Below are 19,088 nucleotides of genomic sequence, written 5' to 3' on the forward strand. Positions count from 1 at the left end.
CTGGGTGGGCAAACGTGAGACCCGACACAACGGCCGGGTGGATTTCGGGAGGACACACATGACGTCAACCTCACCTCGCAGCAGCGGAAAAGACGGGCCACTCAGCGCAATCCGCGTGGTCGAGTTCGCCGGGATCGGGCCCGGCCCGCATGCGGCGATGATGCTCGCCGACCTCGGCGCCGACGTGATCCGCGTCCAGCGTCCGGGAGATCTGACACCCGCCGGACGCAACGCCGACGCCCTCCTGCGCGGACGCCGTGTGGTCGAGGCGAACCTGAAGGATCCGGCCGACCGGGACACCATCCTGGGTCTGGTGGCCAAGGCTGACGTCGTCCTGGAGGGTTTCCGCCCCGGCGTGATGGAACGTCTCGGCTTCGGGCCGGACAAACTGGCCGAGATCAACCCCGGGCTCGTCTACGGTCGCATGACCGGATGGGGACAGGAGGGCCCGCGCGCCGACCGCGCCGGCCACGACATCAACTACATCTCGCTGACCGGCATGTTGCACGCCATCGGCCGTAAGGACGACCGGCCGGTGCCGCCGATGAACCTGGCCGGCGATTTCGGCGGCGGATCGATGTTCCTGGTGATGGGTGTGCTGGCGGCTCTGCTGGAGCGGCAGACCTCGGGCCGCGGTCAGGTCGTCGACGCCGCGATGGTCGACGGTGCGTCGGTTCTGGGCCAGATGATGTGGGCCTTCCGCGGCATGGGTATGTGGAGTGACACCCGCGGGGTCAACATGCTCGACACCGGGGCGCCGTACTACGAGGTGTACGAGACCTCCGACGGCAAGTACATGGCCGTCGGAGCGATCGAACCGCAGTTCTACGCCGAGTTGCTGACCGGGCTGGGCCTCGCCGACGCCGATCTGCCGGCTCAGAACGACATCGCCAACTGGCCCAAACTCAAGCAGATCTTCACCGACACGTTCGCCTCCCGCACGCGCGACGAGTGGGCGAAGGTCTTCGAGGGCACCGACGCCTGCACCTCCCCGGTGCTCACGTTCGCCGAGGCGCCGTCGGACCCGCATATGGCCGCCCGCGCGAACCTCGTCGAGATCGACGGGGTCATGCAGGCCCAGGTCGCGCCGCGCTTCTCGCGCACCTCGCCGGAGACACCGACCGGCCCGGCCCGCGAGGCCACCGACCCCGCGACCATCTGGCAGGACTAGCCAACAGCACCCAGGCTCCCAACGCCACCAGCACGGCAGCCGAGAGCACCCCAGGCTCCCAACGCCACCAGCACGGCGGCCGAGAGCACCCAGAATTTCGTCGAGAGCATCCGCGCCAAACGCACCCGCGCCCAAGCCAGGATGCTCTCGACAATATTCTGGGTGCTCTCGGCGCGAAACAGGTTGCCGTCGGCGAAATCCCGGGTGCCCTCGACGGGGCCGGGATGACCCGCAAGCAGTCAGACCTTCGAGTTACCCATGTCGATCGAGAACTCGGCACCGGTGATCGCCTTGGCACCGTCGGACGCAAGATACAGCACGGCATCGCTGATCTCGTCCGGCGACGCCACCGGGTGGTGGTCGAGAATCGATTTCAGATGCGGTGTCACCCACCGCATGCCGAAGATGCGGTGCGCCTCGGTGTCGGCCACCCCCATCGGGGTGTCGACCGCGTATGGGTGCACGCTGTTCACGCGGATGCGATAGTGCCCGAGCTCTTTCGCCGCGGTCTGGGTGAGTCCGCGCAGGCCGAATTTCGACGCCGAGTACGACGCCTGCATCGGCATCGCCTTGAGGCCCGCCACCGAACTGATGATCGTAATCGATCCGCCGTTGCCGGCCTCGAGCATCGCCGGGATCGTGGCGCGTAGCGTCTTCCACGTGCCGACCAGGTTGACATCGACGACGTCGGTGAACTGTTCCTCGGTCATCTCCCAGGTCGTGCCCCAGGTGAGGATGCCGGCGTTGGCCACCACGTGGTCGAGCCGGCCGAGGAGTTCGACACCGTCGGCGACCAGTTCCTGCTGGAATGCCAGATCTCGAGTATCACCCTGGCGGGCAAGGATTTTCCCGCCGGCTTCCTCCACGAGGCGGACCGTCTCGTCGAGGTCATCGGTGGTGGCCGGCGGATAGGTCGCGTGGTCGATGACCGGGCCGGCGATGTCGAGCCCGATGATCGCCGCGCCCTCCCGCGCGAACCTGAGCGCATGGTTGCGCCCCTGCCCGCGCGCGATGCCGGTGATGTAGACGACCTTGCCGTCGAACATTCCCATGCGGAAAACTGTAACACGTTCTACTTCCGCGACGCGCTCACCCAACGTGCCCAGCACGGCCGTCGAGTGGGCGCTGTTTTTCGTCGAGTGGGCGCATGCCAGACCGGACACGCCCACTCGACGTAACGCTGGCGCCCACTCGACGAAAAACTGCGCCCACTCGACGTAACGCTGCGCCCACTCGACATCGACACGAAGAAGGTGCGAGAGGATCTTGCGTCGGTCAGATCGTGCCGAAACTCCTCTCGAACCCATCAGGGATGATCAGGTCGTCGCGGGAGAGCTCGTGAACGCTCTTGTGGCCCAGGCCCATCACGACACCGTCGAGGCCCATGCGGAGCAGGTCGAGGACGTTCTCCACGCCGGTCTGACCATTGGCCGCGAGGCCCCACAGGTAGGCGCGGCCGATCATCACTGCGCGGGCGCCGAGCGCGACCGCCTTGGCAACATCGCTGCCGCGGCGGATACCGCCGTCGAGCAGAACCTCGATCTGATCACCGACGGCATCCGCGATGCCCGGCAGCAGGCGGATGGTCGCGGGCGTGCCGTCGAGGTTATTGCCGCCGTGGTTGGACACCGACAGCGCGGTGGCACCGATGTCGACCGCACGCTTGGCATCGTCGAGCCGGGTGATGCCCTTGACCATGAACGGTCCGCCCCACAGCTCACGCAGCCACTTCAGGTCGTCCCACGTGGGCGGAGGGGTGGTCATCCACTCGTAGTAGGCGCCGAAGAAGGTCGGACCGGTCTGGCTCTTGTCGGCCGGGAGGTTGGGTGCGGTGAGATCGGGGATGACGACCTTGCCGCCCTTGACCCAGTCCATCGCGTACCGCGGCTTGACCGCGATCTCGGGGGCGAGGCGCAGCAATGCCTTGAAGTCGACTTTCTCGGGGATCTCCGGACTGCCCCAGTCACGACCGATGTTGAACACCCAGTCGGTGGTGACGATGAGACCCTTGGCGCCGGCGGCGCGGGCCCGCTCGACGCGCGCGGCGATGTCGTCGCGGCTGCCGAGCCAGTAGATCTGGAAGAAGATCTTGTCGTTGACCGCGGTGACCTCTTCGATCGGGTGAGAGGCGAAGCTGGACAACCCCATCGCGGTCCCGCGGGCGGCCGCGGCGCGGGCGACGGCGACCTCGCCATCGGGGTCGACGGCTTGGACACCGGTCGGTGAGATCATGACCGGGAAGGAGATCTCCTGCCCCATGACGGTTGTGGACAGTTCGCGGTCGGGCTGCGCGCCGACGACGTGCGGCGCGTATCCCAGCTCGGAGAACGCGTCGATGTTGTCGTGGAGTGTGACGCCGGCCTGCGTACCCGCCACCAGCGACGAGTACACCGACTTCGGCAGCCGCTTCTTCGCGCGACGTTGTGCTTCCTGCACGGTCTCGAACCAGGGATTCTTCGCCCAGGGATTCTTGGCCATTTGTGTTCCTACCTACTTCATTTCATCATCGGTGGCGCCATGGCATGGCCCGGCCGCATTCCGGCCGGACACGCGTCATGGTGCCGTATAGAGGTTGTGGCCCCTAGCTTCGCTAGGGCGTGAAACCGGCGAGCGGGTTCTCGTCGCAGCTCTTGGACGGGGGCGCGCCGACGGGCAGCAGGTCACCATCTGCTCGGCGGGTCATCAGCGTCAGCGGGGTACCGCGTGAATGATCCTTGTTCGCAGTCGGTTTGCTGCGCTCACCGGCGAGCAACTGTTCGCCGTACCCCTGGACACACTCAGGGTCCGGGCCGGCCAGCGGCAGGCCGGTGAAGAACTTGGCGGCCATACATCCGCCGCGGCAGGCGTCGAAGTGCGCGCACTGCGTGCAGGCACCGGCGTTCTGCGGTTCGCGGAGTTCGGTGAACAGGTCCGAGTGCTGCCAGATGTGCTGGAATCCTCCGTCGCTCAGAATGTTTCCGGCGAGGAAGTTCTCGTGGATGGCGAACGGGCACGCGTAGACGTCGCCGACCGGATCGATCAGGCAGACCACGCGTCCCGCGCCGCACAGGTTCAGGCCCGGCAGTCCGCCGCCGTTGGCCCCGCCGAAGGCCGAGAGGTGGAAGAACGAGTCTCCGGTCAGCACCCGATCCCCATGGGCCACCAGCCACTCGTACAGTTCGCGCTGCTGAGAGGGCAGGGGGTGCAGGTCGTCCCACACGTCGGCGCCACGGCCAGACGGCCGCAGGCGTGTGATGCGCAGGGTCGCGTTGTACCGGTCGGCGAGCGCCTTGAACTCGTCGAGCTGGGCCACGTTCTGTCGGGTCATCACCACGCTGATCTTCGCGTCGGCGAAACCCGCCTCGTGCAGGTTCTCCAGGGCGCGCACCGCCATGTCGAAGGACCCCGGACCGCGCACCGCGTCGTTGACCTCCGCGGTGGCCCCGTCGAGCGAGATCTGCACGTCGACATAGTCCGACGCCGCCAGCCGCGCGGCGACCTTCTTATCGATGCGCAATCCGTTGGTGGAGAACTTGACCCCCACCTGATGGCTGGTCGCGTAGTCGACGAGTTCCCAGAAGTCCGGGCGCACCGTCGGTTCGCCGCCGCCGATGTTGACGTAGAAGACCTGCATCCGTTGCAGCTCGTCGATGATCGCCTTGCACTGCTCGGTGGACAACTCCCGCGGATCCCGCTTGCCCGACGACGACAGGCAGTGCACACACGCCAGGTTGCAGGCGTAGGTGAGTTCCCACGTGAGACAGATGGGTGCGTCGAGGCCGCGCTCGAACTGATCGACGAGCCGCCCCACCTTCGGCGGCTGGACAGGTTGCGGCGCCGACGTCAGATCCGTTGCGCTGTGCGGAAATTCGAGTGTGGTCATCTCGATGGGACTCCTCGGGGCAGGGGATTTGAGCGTGCGGGTTGCTAGCGGGCGCCGGTTTGGCGGCTGATCATTCCCGACTCGGCGAGCACCGTGAGTGCCTGCAGGTACAGGGAACGCTCGGCGTCGCCGATACCCGCGGCGGCCAGGGCATCGTCGGCACTGCCGTGGTCACCGAGGGATCGCACGATCCCGACGACCGTCAAGTTCTTCAGAAACGACAGCTTGCGGGTGCCGAAGTGGTAGAGCAGGGCGCCGAAGGGTTCGGGACGCAACGCCACCTTGGGATTGAGCACCCAGGCGTCGGACGCGTCGAAACGGGGTGCCGCCCCGGCGCCGGCGGCCACGTCACCGTGGCCGTCGGTCACCGGAGCAGATGTCGGGGTCGACATCAGTAGACCCCGCACATCCCGTCGATCGACACCTCTTCGACGAGGGACTCGCCCACGAGCTCGGTCTCCTGCGCGGACGCGGCTGCCTGATCTGCCATGATCCAACCTCCATATTTTCCTCGTAGTGATGCGGATCACCGAATACTATAATGGCACCCGGTGCATTTAAACAGCCCAAAACCAAAACTAGCCACACGGACAGGTCACGATGAGCTCATCCGACGAGGTGCAAGGGCCCACACGGGTCGCGCAACCGGGTCGACGTCCGGTCACCTCGCGTGCCCAGATCAGCACGGTTGCCATTGACCTGTTCACCGCACAGGGCTTCGACGAGACGAGCGTCGACGACATCGCCGACGCCGTCGGGATCGCCCGCCGCACGCTGTTTCGCTACTACCCGTCGAAGAACGCCATCGCCTGGGGAGACTTCGACGCCCACCTCGACGAGATGCGCACCCTGCTGGCCGCGATCCCGGCCGAGTTGCCGATCTCCGAGGCCCTGCGACGGGCGCTGGTGTCGTTCAACACGGTACCCGCAGCCGAACTCGCCGGGCATCGTCGACGGATGGCGCTACTCCTGGGTGTGCCTGCCCTGCAGGCACATTCGATGCTCATGTACTCCGACTGGCGCCACGTGATCGCCGAGTTCGTCGCCACGCGACTGGACCTCGACGAACACGACCACCTCCCCCAGACCATCGCCTGGCTGTGCCTGGGCACCGCCCTGGCCGCCTACGAGCAGTGGCTCACTCACCCCGGGGCCGACCTCGAGGCGCTGATCATCGCGGGGAGCCGTACCCTGGCGCAAGGGGTCGACGCGCTGTCGTGAGCGATCGCCGGTGCGTTACCCTGAACTAGAACGTGTTCTAATTCTTTGAGGCGGTCCGGCCGACGATCCGGCAGAGAGGTGGCGAGATGACCGAGCTGATGCCGCATGGCTCGCGCAGCGTGATCCTGACGGTCGCCGAGGTCATCGACGAGACCGCCGACGCCCGGTCGCTGGTCTTCGATCTTCCCGACACCCAGCGCGAATCCTTCACCGACTACAAACCCGGTCAATTCCTCACGCTGCGGATTCCCAGCGACGTCACCGGATCGGTCGCGAGGTGTTACTCGCTGGCCTCCGCACCCGCCACCGACAAGCTCCCGAAGGTCACCGTCAAGCGCACCGTCGACGGCTACGGGTCGAACTGGGTGTGCGACAACCTCGCTCCCGGCAGCCAGATCGAGGTGCTGCCGCCGTCGGGTGTGTTCACGCCGAAGGATCTCGACACCCCTCTGCTGCTGATCGCCGCCGGCAGCGGTGTCACACCGGTGATGTCGATCCTCAAGGCCGCCCTGCAGGCCGGCAGCGCGCCCGTCACGTTCTTCTATGCCAACCGCGGTATCGAGGACGTGATCTTCGCCGACGAACTGCGCGACCTGCAGGAGGCCCACCCCGATCGGCTCACCCTGATCCACTGGCTGGAGACGCTGCAGGGACTGCCCAGCGACCGGATGCTCGCGACCACCTTCGGCCCCTACGCCGAGCGCACCGCCTACCTCTGCGGACCCGGACCGTTCATGGATGCCGTACACAAAGGCCTTGCGGGAGCGGGGTTTCCGCACCACAACGTGCACACCGAGGTCTACAACTCACTGTCCGGCGACCCGTTCGCCGACGTCGAGCTCGCCGAGGTCACCGAGGCGGAGGAGGCGCAGGCCGCGACGGTCGAGGTGGAACTCGACGGCGAGACCCACAGCCTGCGGTGGCCGCGCAAACGGTCGCTGATCGACGTGATGCTCGCCGCCGGACTCGACGCCCCCTACTCGTGCCAGGAGGGTGAATGCGGGTCGTGTGCATGCACCCTCACCGAGGGTACCGTCGACATGGACAACATCGGTGCGCTCGACCCGGAGGATATCGCCGACGGGTACATCCTTGGCTGCCAGGCACATCCGACCTCGGAGAACCTGCGGGTCGAGTTCTGAGCCCGAAGCCATTCGGAGAAAGGCTGTCATGACACCTGATCGTCTCGCCCGTGGGCTCGCGGGCATGTTGTTGACCATCGGCACACTGCATTTCGTCGTGCCCAAGCCGTTCGACGACATCATCCCCGAGGAGATCCCGGCCGATCCGCGCACCCTGACCTACGCGTCGGGCGCCGCCGAGGTCGCGATCGGCGCGGGTCTACTGGTGCCGAAGACCCGGCGCACTGCAGCCGCCGCCACGGCGGCGCTGTTCGTCGCGGTCTATCCGGCCAACCTCAACATGGTGCGGCTTTGTTGGGACCGGTCGCCGGCGATGCGCGCCGTCGCGATCGGTCGACTCCCCTTCCAGTTCCCGATGATCTGGGCCGCCTACCGGGTGTGGCGCGACACCGAGTAGTGAAGGCGCGCTGCACAACTCCGATACGTCGAGGAGCGGAGGTGCCAATTCACCTCCGACACGCGGAGCTCGCACAAACACGCAAAGCTCCTCGTGCTTCTGCGAGTTCCGCGTGTTCAAGCTCGCGACCGGTAGTGCTCCCGTTCGGCAGCGGTGAGGTGCTCGGTCGCGTAGCTCAGCGCGGTCCGGCCCATCTGCGCCGCGTGGGTTTCCAGAAATGCGCACAACAGATCGCGATCCACCCGCTTGCCGAGTTCGCGCAACATCCAACCGGAGGCCTTCTGGATCAGGTCGCGCCGATCGTCGAGCACCGTCGGGACCACGGCGAGGGTGGCCTCGGCGCTGCCGTGTTTGAGGAAGGCGAAGGTCCCCATGATCCCGACTCGACGCCGCCACAGGTCACCGTCGGCGGCGAGGCGCAACAGCGGGCCGTGATCGCCACGCGCCCACAACCATTCGCCGAGGATGGGATCGGCCGACGAGTCGACCAGATCCCAGTTGTCGACATGACCGGCGTGGACCGCGTCGAGGTAGCAGGCGACCCATCGGGCGCGGTTGTCGTCGTCGGGGGCGCGTTCGAACCCGGCCCGCAGCACGAACAGCGCGGTCAGGCGGTGCTCGTGGATCTGCGAGCGCAGCAGCTCAGCGACGACGTCGACGTCGGCCCCGCGGAATCGCTTGGCGATCGCGCGTAGCTGCGGAACCCGCACACCGACGAAGACGTCACCCTCGCCGTACTCCCCCGGCCCGGTCTTGAAGAACCGCGCCGAACCCGCCGCACGGACGGGATCGGCGAGCGCGTCGATCTCCGCCGCGATCTGCGCTGCCGACGGGGACCGGGTCACCGGTTCAGCCGAGCACCTCGGAGATCGGGGTCCGGGTGAGCAGTTTCGGTCGGGTCTTCATGACCGGACCGACCTTGCCGGCACCGACGACAGCGGTGAGGAATCCGTCGCGGCTGTAGTAGGCGAGGAACTTGGTGCCGTCGTCGTCGACGATGTGCACGTCGTCGCCGGCCTCGGGCCGTCCGAGCACCTGGATCTTGAGCTCGTACTGGTCGCTCCAGAAATAGGGTGGCGCAGCGGGAATCATCGCATCGGTCTGCGCGATCCGATGCGCGACCTCGGTGGACTGCTCGACGGTGTGCGTCCAGTGTTCGACGCGACGGGTCCCGCCGGTCTCGGTGCGCCAGTTCGCGACATCTCCGAGGGCGTAGACATCGGGCGCCGACGTGGCGCCGTGTTCGTCGCATGCGATCCCACCACCGGTTTCCCGCGGGGCCATCTCGATGCCGGAGCCGTCGAGGTAGTCGACCACCGGCGTCGACCCGATCCCGACGACGACGATGTCGGCGTCGACGACGGTGCCGTCGGCGAGTCGCACGGCGGTGACACGCGCATCGTCGGTGACCAGGCCGTCGACGCCGACTCCGGTGAGCACCTTGACGCCGCGGGCGGTGTGCAGGCGAGCGACCAGGGCCCCGATCTCGGTGCCGAGCGCGGCCGCCAGCGGTGCCGGCGCGGGCTCCACCAGCGTCACCTCGAGTCCGCGCTGATTGAGGCTGGCCGCCACCTCGCAGCCGATGAACCCGGCCCCGACGACGACGGCCCGGGTGGCGCCCTCGATCTCGCCGCGCAGTGTCAGCGCGTCGTCGATGGTGCGCAGCACGTGGACTCCCGCCACCGCCTCGGCGCCCGGCAGCGGTCGGGGGTGCAGGCCGGTGGCCAGCACGAGCGTGTCGTAGCGCAGGGTCTCGCTGTGGGCCGGGTCGTCGATCTTCTCGATGGTGATGGTGTGCTCGTCGGGCGACACCGCCGAGACCCGCTCTCCGGCGCGTAGCTCGATCGAGGATTCCGCGAAGAACTCCGCGGGCTTGAGATCGACGCGGTCGTCCTTGCCCTGCAGGACCGACTTGGACAACGGCGGCCGGTCATAGGGTGGGTGGGCCTCGGCGCCGATCATCGTGATGGGACCGGAGTAGGCGTTGGACCGCAGGCTCTCCGCCACCCGAATACCGCCGAGACCGGCACCGACAATCACCACACCCGCAGGCGACCCACTCATCACACGTCCTTCCGTCACACTTTCATCCGCTGCGACGGTAACCCGTCTGGCACGCGGTCGCCGACCATCTCCTGCTCGGCACGGGGCCGGATGCCCCTTCTAACGGGTGACGTCGCCAACCGGTTGGAGGTCGGCGAGCCGCCAATTGCCCTCGACATTACGCATCGTCGCCCACCGGGCGACAGAGGCGGTGTGCCGGTCCCCGTTCGGCGCGGACCCGGTTTGCGGGATGTCGACGGTCTGATCGGCGAAGACCAGCACCTGAGACCGGTCAGGTGCATAGGCGTTCAGCCCGACCCCGACGACGCGTGCGGTCATCGTCGCGCCGCCGAGGACCGCACCGGGGAGCACCACGTCGGGTCCCCGACTCCGATAGCGCACCAGCAGCGGTCCGGTGAGACGGTCCTCGACCGCGGCACGTGCCGACGCGTCGAGGCCCGGGTGGAAAGTCATCAGCGCGGTCACCGCCTCGCTGGTTGCGGTCAGCACGGCGTGACGCTCGGCGTCGTCGGGGACGGGCCGGGCGCGCTGGGCGCCGAGGAACCCGAGCACCGCCACCGTCGTGGCGACCACGATGACCACCGCGGCGAGCACGACCCGGCCGCGTTGGCGACGCAGCAGCCGCGGCGGGCGGACGGGGCCGGTCACGACCGTGCCGCCTCGCCGATCAGCCAGCCGACCGCGGTCCGCGTCATGGTGAGCTCCACCGTGACGGGTCCTTCCCCGCCGTCTTCGCCGATCAGTGCCGGGTCGGTGGCGTCGGCGACCACGAGCACACGTGACTGCGCACCCTGGTCGTCGGAGGCCGGATCAGAGATCAGGCCGGCGGCGAGGACCTGCCCGGTGCTCGGCGCCGTCTGTCCGGAGATCTCCGCGGTGATCGCGTCGCGCGCACCCGCCAGCCGGTCGTGCTGCTCCCCCGTCGTCACGGCGAGCGCGCGGTCGAGGTAGCCGTCGGGATCGGCGGGGTCGGCGGTCAGCAGCGTGGTGATCGCCGACCGGGCCGATTCGAGGACCTCGCTCGCGGTGACCGACCGGGCGGCGGCGGCCCGCTGGTGGCGCAGCGTGGCCGTGATCGCACCGGCCAACACCGCTGCCGCCACAGCGAGGACGGCCAGTGCGACGATGAATCGGCGCGTACGGCGCCGGGCGCGGTCGCGTAGCGGGCCTGCGGCGGCGATCCGGGCCAGCCGGGCGGTGCGGGTCGCCTCGTCGACCCGTGTCCGCGCCGCCTGCACACACATCGGTTCGGTCTCGGTCACGACACCACATCCACCCCGGTGACCACCCACCGGTCGCCGTCGCGGTCGAATCGTACAGTCACCGAAAGCTTTTCGGTGACCGGCGTGGCCGCGTCGGCCGGTGTGGTGACGACGGTGCCGGCGATCACGACGTCGCCGCTCTCGGCGGTCGCGTCCGCCACCGCTACGGCATCAGAGGTCCAGGTGATCCGGCGTGCGCCGTCGGCCGGGGGCCTGCCGAGTTCGGCGGCGTACCGTGCGGCGAACTCCCCTGCCATCAGGCCGCGGGCCCGGGCCCGGTCGGCCCGCCACGTCGCCGCGTCGACGGAGAAGATCTGGGCGACGATGCGGCCGGCCTCGCGGCGAAGTTCGGTGCGGGCGCGTTCGTCGGCGGCATCGGACGCGCTCGCGCGGAGCACGCCGACGAGCGCTGCGATCAGCACCGCCACCACGACGCCCGCGACGACCCCGACGATCGCAGCGGTGCGCATCCCGACGATCCGTGTCCGTGACGGCGATGACGGCGATGACGTCATGGCAGGTATTGCACCGCAGCGAGTTTGAGCTGACCGTCGTCCGGGCTCACGAGTACCCGCAGCCGGAACCGTCGCACCACCGTCTCGGCGACGGCGTCGGCAGGCGTGGTCGCGTCGGTGAACTCGACCGTCGCGGCCACCAGGACCGCGGCACTGTCACCGGCGCGGGCCGCGACGCCGGCCCCGTCGACGACGCCGCGCCCGATGGTGCCCTGTGACCGGACGAAGGTGGTGTAGCTGTCCGCCGATTGCGCGAACTCGTCACGGAACTCGCCGGTGGCGCCGTCGAGGATCCGCCGCGCCTGGTCGGGCCGGCGATGGTCCGGACTGAGCAGGACCGACACCCGTGCCGTGGCCGCCTCGAGGTAGTCATCGTCGGTGTAGGTGTCGTCGGCACGGCTCCACACCGCTACCACGGCGACCGCGAGCAGAACCGCGAACAGCGCGACCGCTGAGAAGACCCGTACCAGACGTGACGGCCGGCGCCGGCCCGCCTCGATCTCCGCCGACCACAGTTCGTCCACTGCGTCGCGCAGATCGGCGCGCGCGGCCCGCTCGGCGTCGAGTCGGGCGTCTCGGGCCATACGTCGGTTCCTCTCACGGCGGGCCCCGGTGTCGCCGGGGCCTACCCCACCCTAACGAGCGCCCGTGAAGATCAGCTCTCCCCGATGCGGTTCGCGTAGGCAGCCCGCTGCTCGTGGTCGTAGTGCAGGAACACCCTGTCGAGCTTCGCCATCCGCCGCGACGCCCGCTTCCAGGATTGCGGGAAGAGCGCGTTGGCGTGGACCCAGGCCATCGACCGCGGCGCGGTGACCCGCAGCCGCGGGCGCGCGATGATGGAGACGACCTGCGCAGCAACGTCTTCGGGCTCGAGGACCTGGATCATCCGATTGGTCTGCACCCCCGAGATCAGGCCCGTGCGTGTGAACGTGGGCAGCACGGTGCTCACGCGCACGCCTGTCGATTCGAGTTCGGCATTGACCGCCTCGGAGAACTCGATGACCGCGGCCTTGGCGCCGTTGTAGATGGTGAGCCCGGGCGTCGGCAGTCGACCCGCGAGTGAGGCGATGTTGACGATCTGGCCGCGCCCACGAGCGACCATGCGTCGTGCCGCGAGCTGCGTGCCGGTGATCACCCCGATCACGTCGATGTCGTAGGTGCGCCGGATGAGCGCGTCGTCGTAGGACAGGAAGTCACCGACGGGCATGATGCCGGCATTGTTGATCAGCACGTCGATCGGCCCGAGCGCGTCCTCGACCGCGGTGAGGAAATCGTCGAAGGACCGGCGATCGGTGACGTCGACGGCGAACCCCTCGACACCGAGGTCGGCCGCGGACTTGCCGACGGCCTCGTCGTCGATGTCGCCGAGGGCCACCGTGGCACCCGCGTTGAACAGCTGCGTCGCGGTCTCGAAACCGATGCCGCGGGCGGCGCCGGTGATGGCGATCACCTTGCCGCGCAACGCCGATGACGGGTCGGTCGAACGGCTGCGCCGATCGAGCAGGAACATCTGTACTCCTTGGTCAGGGGGTCGAAACGAGTCCGGGACCGGGCGGGTCACCAGATCATCGGGGCGAGATACTTCGCGGCCAGTTCGCGGACCGCGTCGGGTTGCTGGCGCCGCTCATCGGAGGCCGGGACCTCCAGAAACGAGATCACAAGTCGGACATGCAGTTCCACGGCACGCAGGAGATCCTGCTCGGGCATCTGAGCACCCGCGGAACGCAGCGTCGCGGCCACCCGGGCGGTGACCGTGTCGATGAACAGCGAGGTCACCGACGCGGTGATGCCCCTCATCTCGAAGTCGGTGAGGACCAGCCGACGCATCAGCGGATCCTCGGAGATCATCACCGCACCCTCGGCGAAGGCCTCCACGACCGCCTCAGCCGGACCGAGCCCCACCACCGCCGCCTCGAGGCGCACCATCCCGCGCTGGTAGAGGTCGTTGGCGACGGCGAGGAGCAGCTCCTCTTTGTTCGGGAAGCGCCGGTAGAGCGTGCTGCGGCTCACGCCCGCGTTCGCGGCGACCTCGTCCATGTTGGCGCGTCGCACGCCCACCGAGGTGAACTCGGCGCCCGCGGCCGCGAGGATCGCCTGCTCCTGATCCTCCGGACTCGAGGTGTTGCGGGTCTTGCGCCGCGTCTTGACGGAGCTCATCGGCGACGAAGGTCGACGGGCAGATTGTCCTTGGGCACCGGCAGGGCGCTGTAGTCCATCGGGATCTGGTAACCCTCGGGCACCGACCATTCGAAGTTACGGACCACGTGATGCAGGATCGTCTTGATCTCCATCTGGCCAAAGTACAGCCCGATGCACTTGTGCACGCCGCCGCCGAATGGCATCCAGGCCATCCGGTGCCCCTTGTCCTCGGCCCGTTCGGGAGAGAACCGCTCGGGGTCGAACATGTCGGGGTTGGTGAAGAACTCCGGGTCACGATGGTTCGTCATCTGCGGCACCGTGACGATGGTGCCCTTGGGGACATAGAAACCCTGCACAGAGGTGTCCTTGACGGCCATCCGCGGTTGCGCGGGCACCGGCGTGCACATCCGCAGCGATTCCTTCATGACCAGATCCAGCGCGGTCAGCCTGCCGAGGTCGTCGTAGCCGAGTTCCGGATTGAGCTCGAGTGACTGTTCGCGCGCCTTCTGCTGCCACTTCGGCGACTTCGCCATCCGGTAGGCCATCTGGGTCATCGTGATCGTGGAGGTGTCGTGCGCGGCCATCAGCACGAAGATCATGTGGTTGACGACGTCGGAGTCGGTGAACCGCTCGCCTTCGTCGCCCTCGACGTGGCAGAGCACCGAGAACAGGTCGGGGGTCTCGCGGGCCCGCTTGGCCGCGATGTTGGCGTGGAAGAACTCCTCGAGCACCTTGCGGCCGCGCAGGCCCTTCCACCATCGGCCGCCGGGCACGGGCTTGCGGACGTAGGCGACACCGGCCCGCACCGTATCGATGAACGCCTTGTTGATCTTGTCGGCCTCGTCCTTGGGCAGTTCGAGGCCGAGGAACACCTCGAGTGCCACGTCGAGGGTCATCGACTTGAATTCGCTGAACAGCTTGACCTCCCCGGTCGGGAGGTTGGCGACGCGTTCGGCGATCATCGGCTGCATCTCCTGCATGTAGCCCTTGAGCGTCGACGGGCTGAACGCCTGCTGCAGGATGTGCCGGTGATGGCGGTGCTCGTCGAAGTCGAGGAGCATGATGCCGCGGTTGAAGAACGGGCCGATGAAGTAGCTCCACGCGGGACCGTTGGCGAAGGCCTTGTCCCGGTTCATCAGGATCTCGTCGGCGGCCCGCGCGCCGGCGGCGATCACCATTTTCACGCCCAGTGCATTGAGACCGGAGACCTGCCCGAATCGGTTGAGTCGATCGTCGCCGAAGGCGAACGGATCACGCCGCATCGACATCATCTCGAGAATGCCGTTGCGCTCCGCGCACGGCACCTCGACCAATCCGCTGCCGGCCGGGGCCGGGGCAAGCACCGTTGTCATCGCTTCTCCTCGTCGCGTCCTCGTATGTCGACCACGGTCGTGACTGTGACCCCGGTCGCATCCTTCTGCTATTGGAACAGATCGGAGAAAATGTTTCTACCCCCGACCCCGCGGCCGTTTTCGCCCGGGTCGGTCAACAGCGCATGGCAGCGCGCCAGTCGGTCCCTCCACCACTGCTCGCGCGATGGCTCGACGTCGCGCGACGCGCGCACATCCACGTCGTCGGCGCCGGTGAACCACCGCGGCCGGACATCCCCGCCTGCCGGGATGAACGGTTCGGCGATGTCGGCGGTGAACAGGGCCCCGGTCCCCAGTCCGCAGGCGTACTCGAGGGTGGGCAGGGCGGCCGCGGCCGCCACCCCGGCGGCCATACCGACCGCCGAGTCCAGCGCCGAGGACACCACGACCGGCAACCCGATGGCATCGGCGATCGCGAGCGTCGCCCGCATCCCACCCAGCGGCGCGACCTTCACGATCGCCACATCCGCCGCCTCGGCGGCGACCACCAGGAATGGATCGGCCGCCTTGCGGATCGACTCGTCGGCAGCGATCGGTACGTCGACCGCGCGGCGCACGACGGCGAGCTCGGAGACCGTCGCGCAGGGCTGCTCGACGTACTCGACGTCGCCGATGGCCCGGATCGCATGGATGGCCTCCTCCGGTGTCCACTTCCCGTTGGCGTCGATGCGGACCCGTTGCATCACCGCGCGCGCGGCGGCCACCCGGGCGACGTCGTCGTCGAGGGTCTGACCCGGCTCGGCGACCTTGACCTTCGCGGTCGTGGCGCCCGGGTAGCGCGCCAGGATCGCCGCGACCTCGTCGGCGCCAACGGCCGGCACCGTCGCGTTGACCGGAACCGAATCACGCACGGACACAGGAGGACCCAGATAGGCGGCCTCGATGCCGGCGGCCAGCCAGGCGGCGGCCTCGTCGTCGTCGTACTCGACGAACGCCCCGAACTCGCCCCATCCGGCGGGTCCGCGGAAGACCAACGTCTCGCGTTCGGTCAAACCCCGGAACCGGGTCCGCATCGGCAGGCGGACCACGGTCGCGAACTCCAGCAGTTCGGCGACCGTCGGCCATGCGCGCGGCGTCATCTCGACCTCTCCTCCGTCGATCGGGTTAGCCGCCTTGGAACAAATATTTCATTTCGTTCCATTGTCGGCTACTCTCCTCCCATGACAGTCAACCAGGGCTACGAGCACGCGATCCGCGAAGCCGAACCCGTCATCGTCGACGACGATGCCGATTCCGCCCTGCCCGCGCCGCGCCTGGGTGCCGACTCGCTGATCTGGAAGTTCTACGGCGACGTCCGTGGCGTGTTCGGCTTCCAGCGCCTCGCCGGAACGGAGAACTGCATCGAACAACTCGGGCAGGCCGTACTCGACCACTCGGTCATCTTCGACGACTTCCTCGGCCGGGCACAGCGTACCGGCCCACCGGTGATGAAGACCGTCTACAGCACCGAACCGCAGAAGTGGGGACGCACCGTCCGTGACTTCCATCGAAACATCAAGGGCGAGATCAGCGACGGTTCCCGCTACCACGCGCTCAATCCCGAGCTCTTCTACTGGGCACATGCCACCTTCGTCGACCAGGTCCTCTACATCACCGACACCTTCATCCGCAGGCTGAGCCATGCCGAGAAGGTACAGATCTTCGAAGAGAGCAAGATCTGGTACGAGCTCTACGGCGTGAGCGCGCGCAGTCAGCCGCAGACCTACGAGGAGTTCCTCGCGTATTGGGACGACATGCTCGACCGGTTCGTTCCCCACAAGACGATCGTCTACGCGACCGGCTACATCCGGCAGGGCCTGCCCCGCCCCGGGAACGTCCCCGCCCCGCTGTGGCGCGTGGTCTCCGCCCCGCTCAACGCCTTCATCCGCACCGTCATCGTCGGCACCCTGCCCCAGCAGATGCGGGAAGTGTGCGACCTCGAATGGGATGAGAAGCGCGAGAAACGTTTCCAGCGGTTCGCGAAGACCATGCGGACGTTGAACCCGGTCTTCAACCGATTGCCATTGAAATGGCTCTACCTCCCGTGGGCCTACAACGCGTGGCGCAGGGTGGGCGTCGATCCGCGACCGCTGCACAACCGGCCCGCGGCGTGAGGATCTCGACACTCACCCGGTGAACCGGTGGTGACCGCCACCGCGCACATAGGGTTTACTTGGCGTGCAGGAAGTCGGTTGCCGCCGTCTCGAATTCGGCGGGGCGGTCACGGTGCACGCTGTGGCCGGCGTCGATGACGCGGAACCGGCCCGCCGGCAACGCCTCGCTCAGCGTTTGCAGATGCTGCGGCGGGAGGAAGCTTCGCCGGCCACCGGAGATGATGAGCGTCGGCGCGGTCACCGTCGGCAGCGCGTCCCACCAGTCCGGTTCCGGAACCTGGAACTGCGTCCCCACCTGATCGGGCAGGGACCGGTCGAATCGCAGGAACGGATACGGGTTGGTCACCACGTCGCGGACGCCGCGCAGCCGCTCCCCGAGCCCAGCCGAGACCACGATCCCCTCGTCGACATCCGCGTCGTTGCGCGGCATCGGCGGCACCTCTTCGAGGATCAGCCGCCGTACCCGCCCGGGTTCGGCGATGGCCAGCCGCAGGGCGGTGTGTGCCCCGAGCGAGTGTCCGAGCAGGTCGAAACGCTCAACGCCGAGGTCGTCGATGACGAACCGCAGATCGTCGCGGAAGTCGTCGAGGCGGTAGCTGTCGGCGTGTCCGCTGCGTCCGTGACCGCGCAGGTCGACCGACACCACTCGGCGTCCCGAGCGGCGCAGCGCGGCGGCGAACCGTCGCCAGGTGGTGTGGTCACCGGCCATCCCGTGGACGAGCAACACCGGCGGCCGGGTGTCGTCGGGACCGGAGATACGCACCGCGAGCGGTAGGTCGTCGCGTCGAAGAACCCGCATTCCCCCAGGGTAGTGACCCGGCGCGTCAGTCCCGGAACCACCCGCTGCGCTTGGCCCGCCAGACCATTTCCTCCCAGTAGCCCCACTGGTGGGTGCCGACCGCCGGGAAGTCGGTGGTGATCCGGACCCCGGCGAGCGCCGCGGCCACCTCGAACGTCCTGGTCTGAGCCATGGAGACGGTCTCGAGCGGGGTGCCCTTGATGGAACCGATCGCCTCGGTGTTGTACTTGCCCCACACGCCGGTGGCTGCGGCGACCCGGATCCGCATACCGCGCATACGCGGGATCTGTACGAGGGCGTCGTTGTCGACCCAGCGCTTGTCCCAGGGCGGACCCCACATCGCGTCGGCGCTGAACGGCCCGACGCCCGCCGCCACCCCGGCGTCGATCAGCGCCAGCCTGACCGCCTCGCGCATCGTCGGGGCGGAGAGGTTGAGGAATCCGGACATCGAGAAGATGTGCGAGATCCGCTTGCGGTGATAAGCCCCGTAGATCATGGCCGCGCTGCCGCCCATCGAGATGCCCATCATCGCGTACTTCCCCCGCGGACCGACCGCGAGACCGCGGGCGTCGAGTTCGCGGATGATCGTGTTGAGGCGACACGTCCATCGGTAGCGGTATTTGATCTTGTTGCCGGGGCTCGCCTCGTTCCAATTGGTGTAGAAGCTCGCGAGCCCGCCCACCGGCTCCACCACGTTCACGCCCGAGTCGGCCAGGCGCTGGATGCGCGTCTCATGACGCCATCCGCTCATGTCACTCGTCGCGCGCAGACCGTCGAGCGCGATCACGGTCTTGTAGTTGCCCCACCGGGTCCACATGTCCACCGGGGTTGTCGGCATGCCGCACCCGCTGACGTAGAACCGGCCGAACGACGACGCGTTCGCGCTGCCGGCCTCGATCGACCCGATACCGACGATGGTGGCCACGACGAGCAGACAGACGAGGATTCGGCGCCGCATCGCCAGTCGGCGTGGGCGCATGGTGAGTACCGGCACCGCAGAACCGTAATCGGTTGTGCGAGTGGGATGCCACCGCTGGGACCGGTCCGGGGGAC

At 68.0% G+C, this 19,088-nt stretch carries 22 protein-coding genes; 5 read left to right on the top strand and 17 right to left on the bottom strand.

Annotated elements, in window-relative coordinates:
- The first annotated feature begins 58 nt into the window (after window positions 1-58).
- Entirely contained in the window at window positions 59-1,171 is a 1,113-nt protein-coding gene (locus GORHZ_RS09530) for a CaiB/BaiF CoA transferase family protein (RefSeq protein WP_040531048.1), read from the top strand.
- A 239-nt stretch (window positions 1,172-1,410) separates the two neighbouring features.
- Here the strand turns inward: GORHZ_RS09530 and GORHZ_RS09535 are convergent, their stop codons facing one another.
- The 5 genes from GORHZ_RS09535 to mftA all read right to left on the bottom strand — a co-directional run bounded on the left by GORHZ_RS09535 (window position 1,411) and on the right by mftA (window position 5,523).
- Window positions 1,411-2,223: a mycofactocin-coupled SDR family oxidoreductase gene (locus GORHZ_RS09535; protein WP_040531019.1), complete on the bottom strand. Its 813-nt coding sequence runs from the start codon at window positions 2,221-2,223 to the stop codon at window positions 1,411-1,413.
- 223 nt (window positions 2,224-2,446) lie between these two features.
- Window positions 2,447-3,649 (bottom strand): pre-mycofactocin synthase MftD, encoded by a 1,203-nt coding sequence (gene mftD / locus GORHZ_RS09540; protein ID WP_006332455.1) that lies wholly within the window; start codon window positions 3,647-3,649, stop codon window positions 2,447-2,449.
- 112 nt (window positions 3,650-3,761) lie between these two features.
- Window positions 3,762-5,033: a mycofactocin radical SAM maturase gene (gene mftC, locus GORHZ_RS09545; RefSeq protein ID WP_006332457.1), complete on the bottom strand. Its 1,272-nt coding sequence runs from the start codon at window positions 5,031-5,033 to the stop codon at window positions 3,762-3,764.
- A gap of 44 nt (window positions 5,034-5,077) precedes the next feature.
- Complete coding sequence (mftB, locus tag GORHZ_RS09550) at window positions 5,078-5,425, bottom strand: mycofactocin biosynthesis chaperone MftB (protein ID WP_040531021.1); 348 nt, start codon at window positions 5,423-5,425, stop codon at window positions 5,078-5,080.
- On the bottom strand, window positions 5,425-5,523 hold the full coding sequence (gene mftA / locus GORHZ_RS29950) for a mycofactocin precursor MftA (protein WP_083877241.1): 99 nt from the start codon (window positions 5,521-5,523) through the stop codon (window positions 5,425-5,427). Before mftA ends, mftB begins: the two co-directional genes overlap by 1 nt.
- Window positions 5,524-5,633: 110 nt before the next feature.
- On the opposite strand from mftA, the gene mftR reads away from it, so the two are divergent.
- From mftR to GORHZ_RS09565, 3 genes are all read left to right on the top strand, one after another.
- Entirely contained in the window at window positions 5,634-6,254 is a 621-nt protein-coding gene (gene mftR, locus GORHZ_RS09555) for a mycofactocin system transcriptional regulator MftR (protein ID WP_006332464.1), read from the top strand.
- 86 nt (window positions 6,255-6,340) lie between these two features.
- A complete protein-coding gene (locus GORHZ_RS09560; RefSeq protein WP_006332465.1) occupies window positions 6,341-7,396 on the top strand; it encodes a ferredoxin--NADP reductase in 1,056 nt (351 codons plus the stop codon).
- 28 nt (window positions 7,397-7,424) lie between these two features.
- A complete protein-coding gene (locus GORHZ_RS09565; protein ID WP_006332466.1) occupies window positions 7,425-7,793 on the top strand; it encodes a DoxX family protein in 369 nt (122 codons plus the stop codon).
- A 116-nt stretch (window positions 7,794-7,909) separates the two neighbouring features.
- Here the strand turns inward: GORHZ_RS09565 and GORHZ_RS09570 are convergent, their stop codons facing one another.
- The 10 genes from GORHZ_RS09570 to GORHZ_RS09615 all read right to left on the bottom strand — a co-directional run bounded on the left by GORHZ_RS09570 (window position 7,910) and on the right by GORHZ_RS09615 (window position 16,222).
- The gene (locus GORHZ_RS09570) at window positions 7,910-8,638 is read right to left on the bottom strand and encodes a DNA alkylation repair protein (protein WP_006332467.1); all 729 of its coding nucleotides are present in this window, start codon (window positions 8,636-8,638) and stop codon (window positions 7,910-7,912) included.
- Between the two features lie 4 nt (window positions 8,639-8,642).
- Complete coding sequence (locus GORHZ_RS09575) at window positions 8,643-9,857, bottom strand: NAD(P)/FAD-dependent oxidoreductase (RefSeq protein ID WP_006332468.1); 1,215 nt, start codon at window positions 9,855-9,857, stop codon at window positions 8,643-8,645.
- Between the two features lie 99 nt (window positions 9,858-9,956).
- Window positions 9,957-10,505 carry a hypothetical protein gene (locus GORHZ_RS09580; protein ID WP_006332469.1) on the bottom strand — a complete coding sequence of 183 codons (549 nt, stop codon included), beginning with the start codon at window positions 10,503-10,505 and terminating at the stop codon, window positions 9,957-9,959.
- On the bottom strand, window positions 10,502-11,119 hold the full coding sequence (locus GORHZ_RS09585) for a hypothetical protein (protein WP_006332470.1): 618 nt from the start codon (window positions 11,117-11,119) through the stop codon (window positions 10,502-10,504). Before GORHZ_RS09585 ends, GORHZ_RS09580 begins: the two co-directional genes overlap by 4 nt.
- Complete coding sequence (locus tag GORHZ_RS09590) at window positions 11,116-11,634, bottom strand: hypothetical protein (protein WP_040531026.1); 519 nt, start codon at window positions 11,632-11,634, stop codon at window positions 11,116-11,118. Before GORHZ_RS09590 ends, GORHZ_RS09585 begins: the two co-directional genes overlap by 4 nt.
- Window positions 11,631-12,218 carry an Rv1363c family protein gene (locus tag GORHZ_RS09595; protein WP_006332473.1) on the bottom strand — a complete coding sequence of 196 codons (588 nt, stop codon included), beginning with the start codon at window positions 12,216-12,218 and terminating at the stop codon, window positions 11,631-11,633. The genes GORHZ_RS09590 and GORHZ_RS09595 overlap by 4 nt, the downstream gene beginning before the upstream one ends.
- Before the next feature lie 71 nt (window positions 12,219-12,289).
- Window positions 12,290-13,144, bottom strand: coding sequence for an SDR family oxidoreductase (locus tag GORHZ_RS09600; protein ID WP_006332475.1), 855 nt, complete (start codon window positions 13,142-13,144; stop codon window positions 12,290-12,292).
- 47 nt (window positions 13,145-13,191) lie between these two features.
- Entirely contained in the window at window positions 13,192-13,791 is a 600-nt protein-coding gene (locus tag GORHZ_RS09605) for a TetR/AcrR family transcriptional regulator (RefSeq protein ID WP_006332477.1), read from the bottom strand.
- The gene (locus GORHZ_RS09610; RefSeq protein ID WP_006332479.1) at window positions 13,788-15,125 is read right to left on the bottom strand and encodes a cytochrome P450; all 1,338 of its coding nucleotides are present in this window, start codon (window positions 15,123-15,125) and stop codon (window positions 13,788-13,790) included. The genes GORHZ_RS09605 and GORHZ_RS09610 overlap by 4 nt, the downstream gene beginning before the upstream one ends.
- Window positions 15,126-15,193: 68 nt before the next feature.
- Entirely contained in the window at window positions 15,194-16,222 is a 1,029-nt protein-coding gene (locus GORHZ_RS09615) for an o-succinylbenzoate synthase (RefSeq protein ID WP_006332480.1), read from the bottom strand.
- A gap of 81 nt (window positions 16,223-16,303) precedes the next feature.
- Here GORHZ_RS09615 and GORHZ_RS09620 point away from each other — a divergent pair, with 81 nt between their 5' ends.
- Complete coding sequence (locus GORHZ_RS09620; RefSeq protein WP_006332481.1) at window positions 16,304-17,236, top strand: oxygenase MpaB family protein; 933 nt, start codon at window positions 16,304-16,306, stop codon at window positions 17,234-17,236.
- A 55-nt stretch (window positions 17,237-17,291) separates the two neighbouring features.
- On the opposite strand, the gene GORHZ_RS09625 is transcribed toward GORHZ_RS09620, so the two are convergent.
- The gene (locus tag GORHZ_RS09625) at window positions 17,292-18,035 is read right to left on the bottom strand and encodes an alpha/beta fold hydrolase (protein WP_006332482.1); all 744 of its coding nucleotides are present in this window, start codon (window positions 18,033-18,035) and stop codon (window positions 17,292-17,294) included.
- A 25-nt stretch (window positions 18,036-18,060) separates the two neighbouring features.
- Window positions 18,061-19,014: an alpha/beta hydrolase gene (locus GORHZ_RS09630; protein ID WP_040531055.1), complete on the bottom strand. Its 954-nt coding sequence runs from the start codon at window positions 19,012-19,014 to the stop codon at window positions 18,061-18,063.
- Window positions 19,015-19,088 lie beyond the last annotated feature (74 nt).

This window comes from Gordonia rhizosphera NBRC 16068, from assembly GCF_000298195.1.
Lineage (GTDB): Bacteria > Actinomycetota > Actinomycetes > Mycobacteriales > Mycobacteriaceae > Gordonia > Gordonia rhizosphera.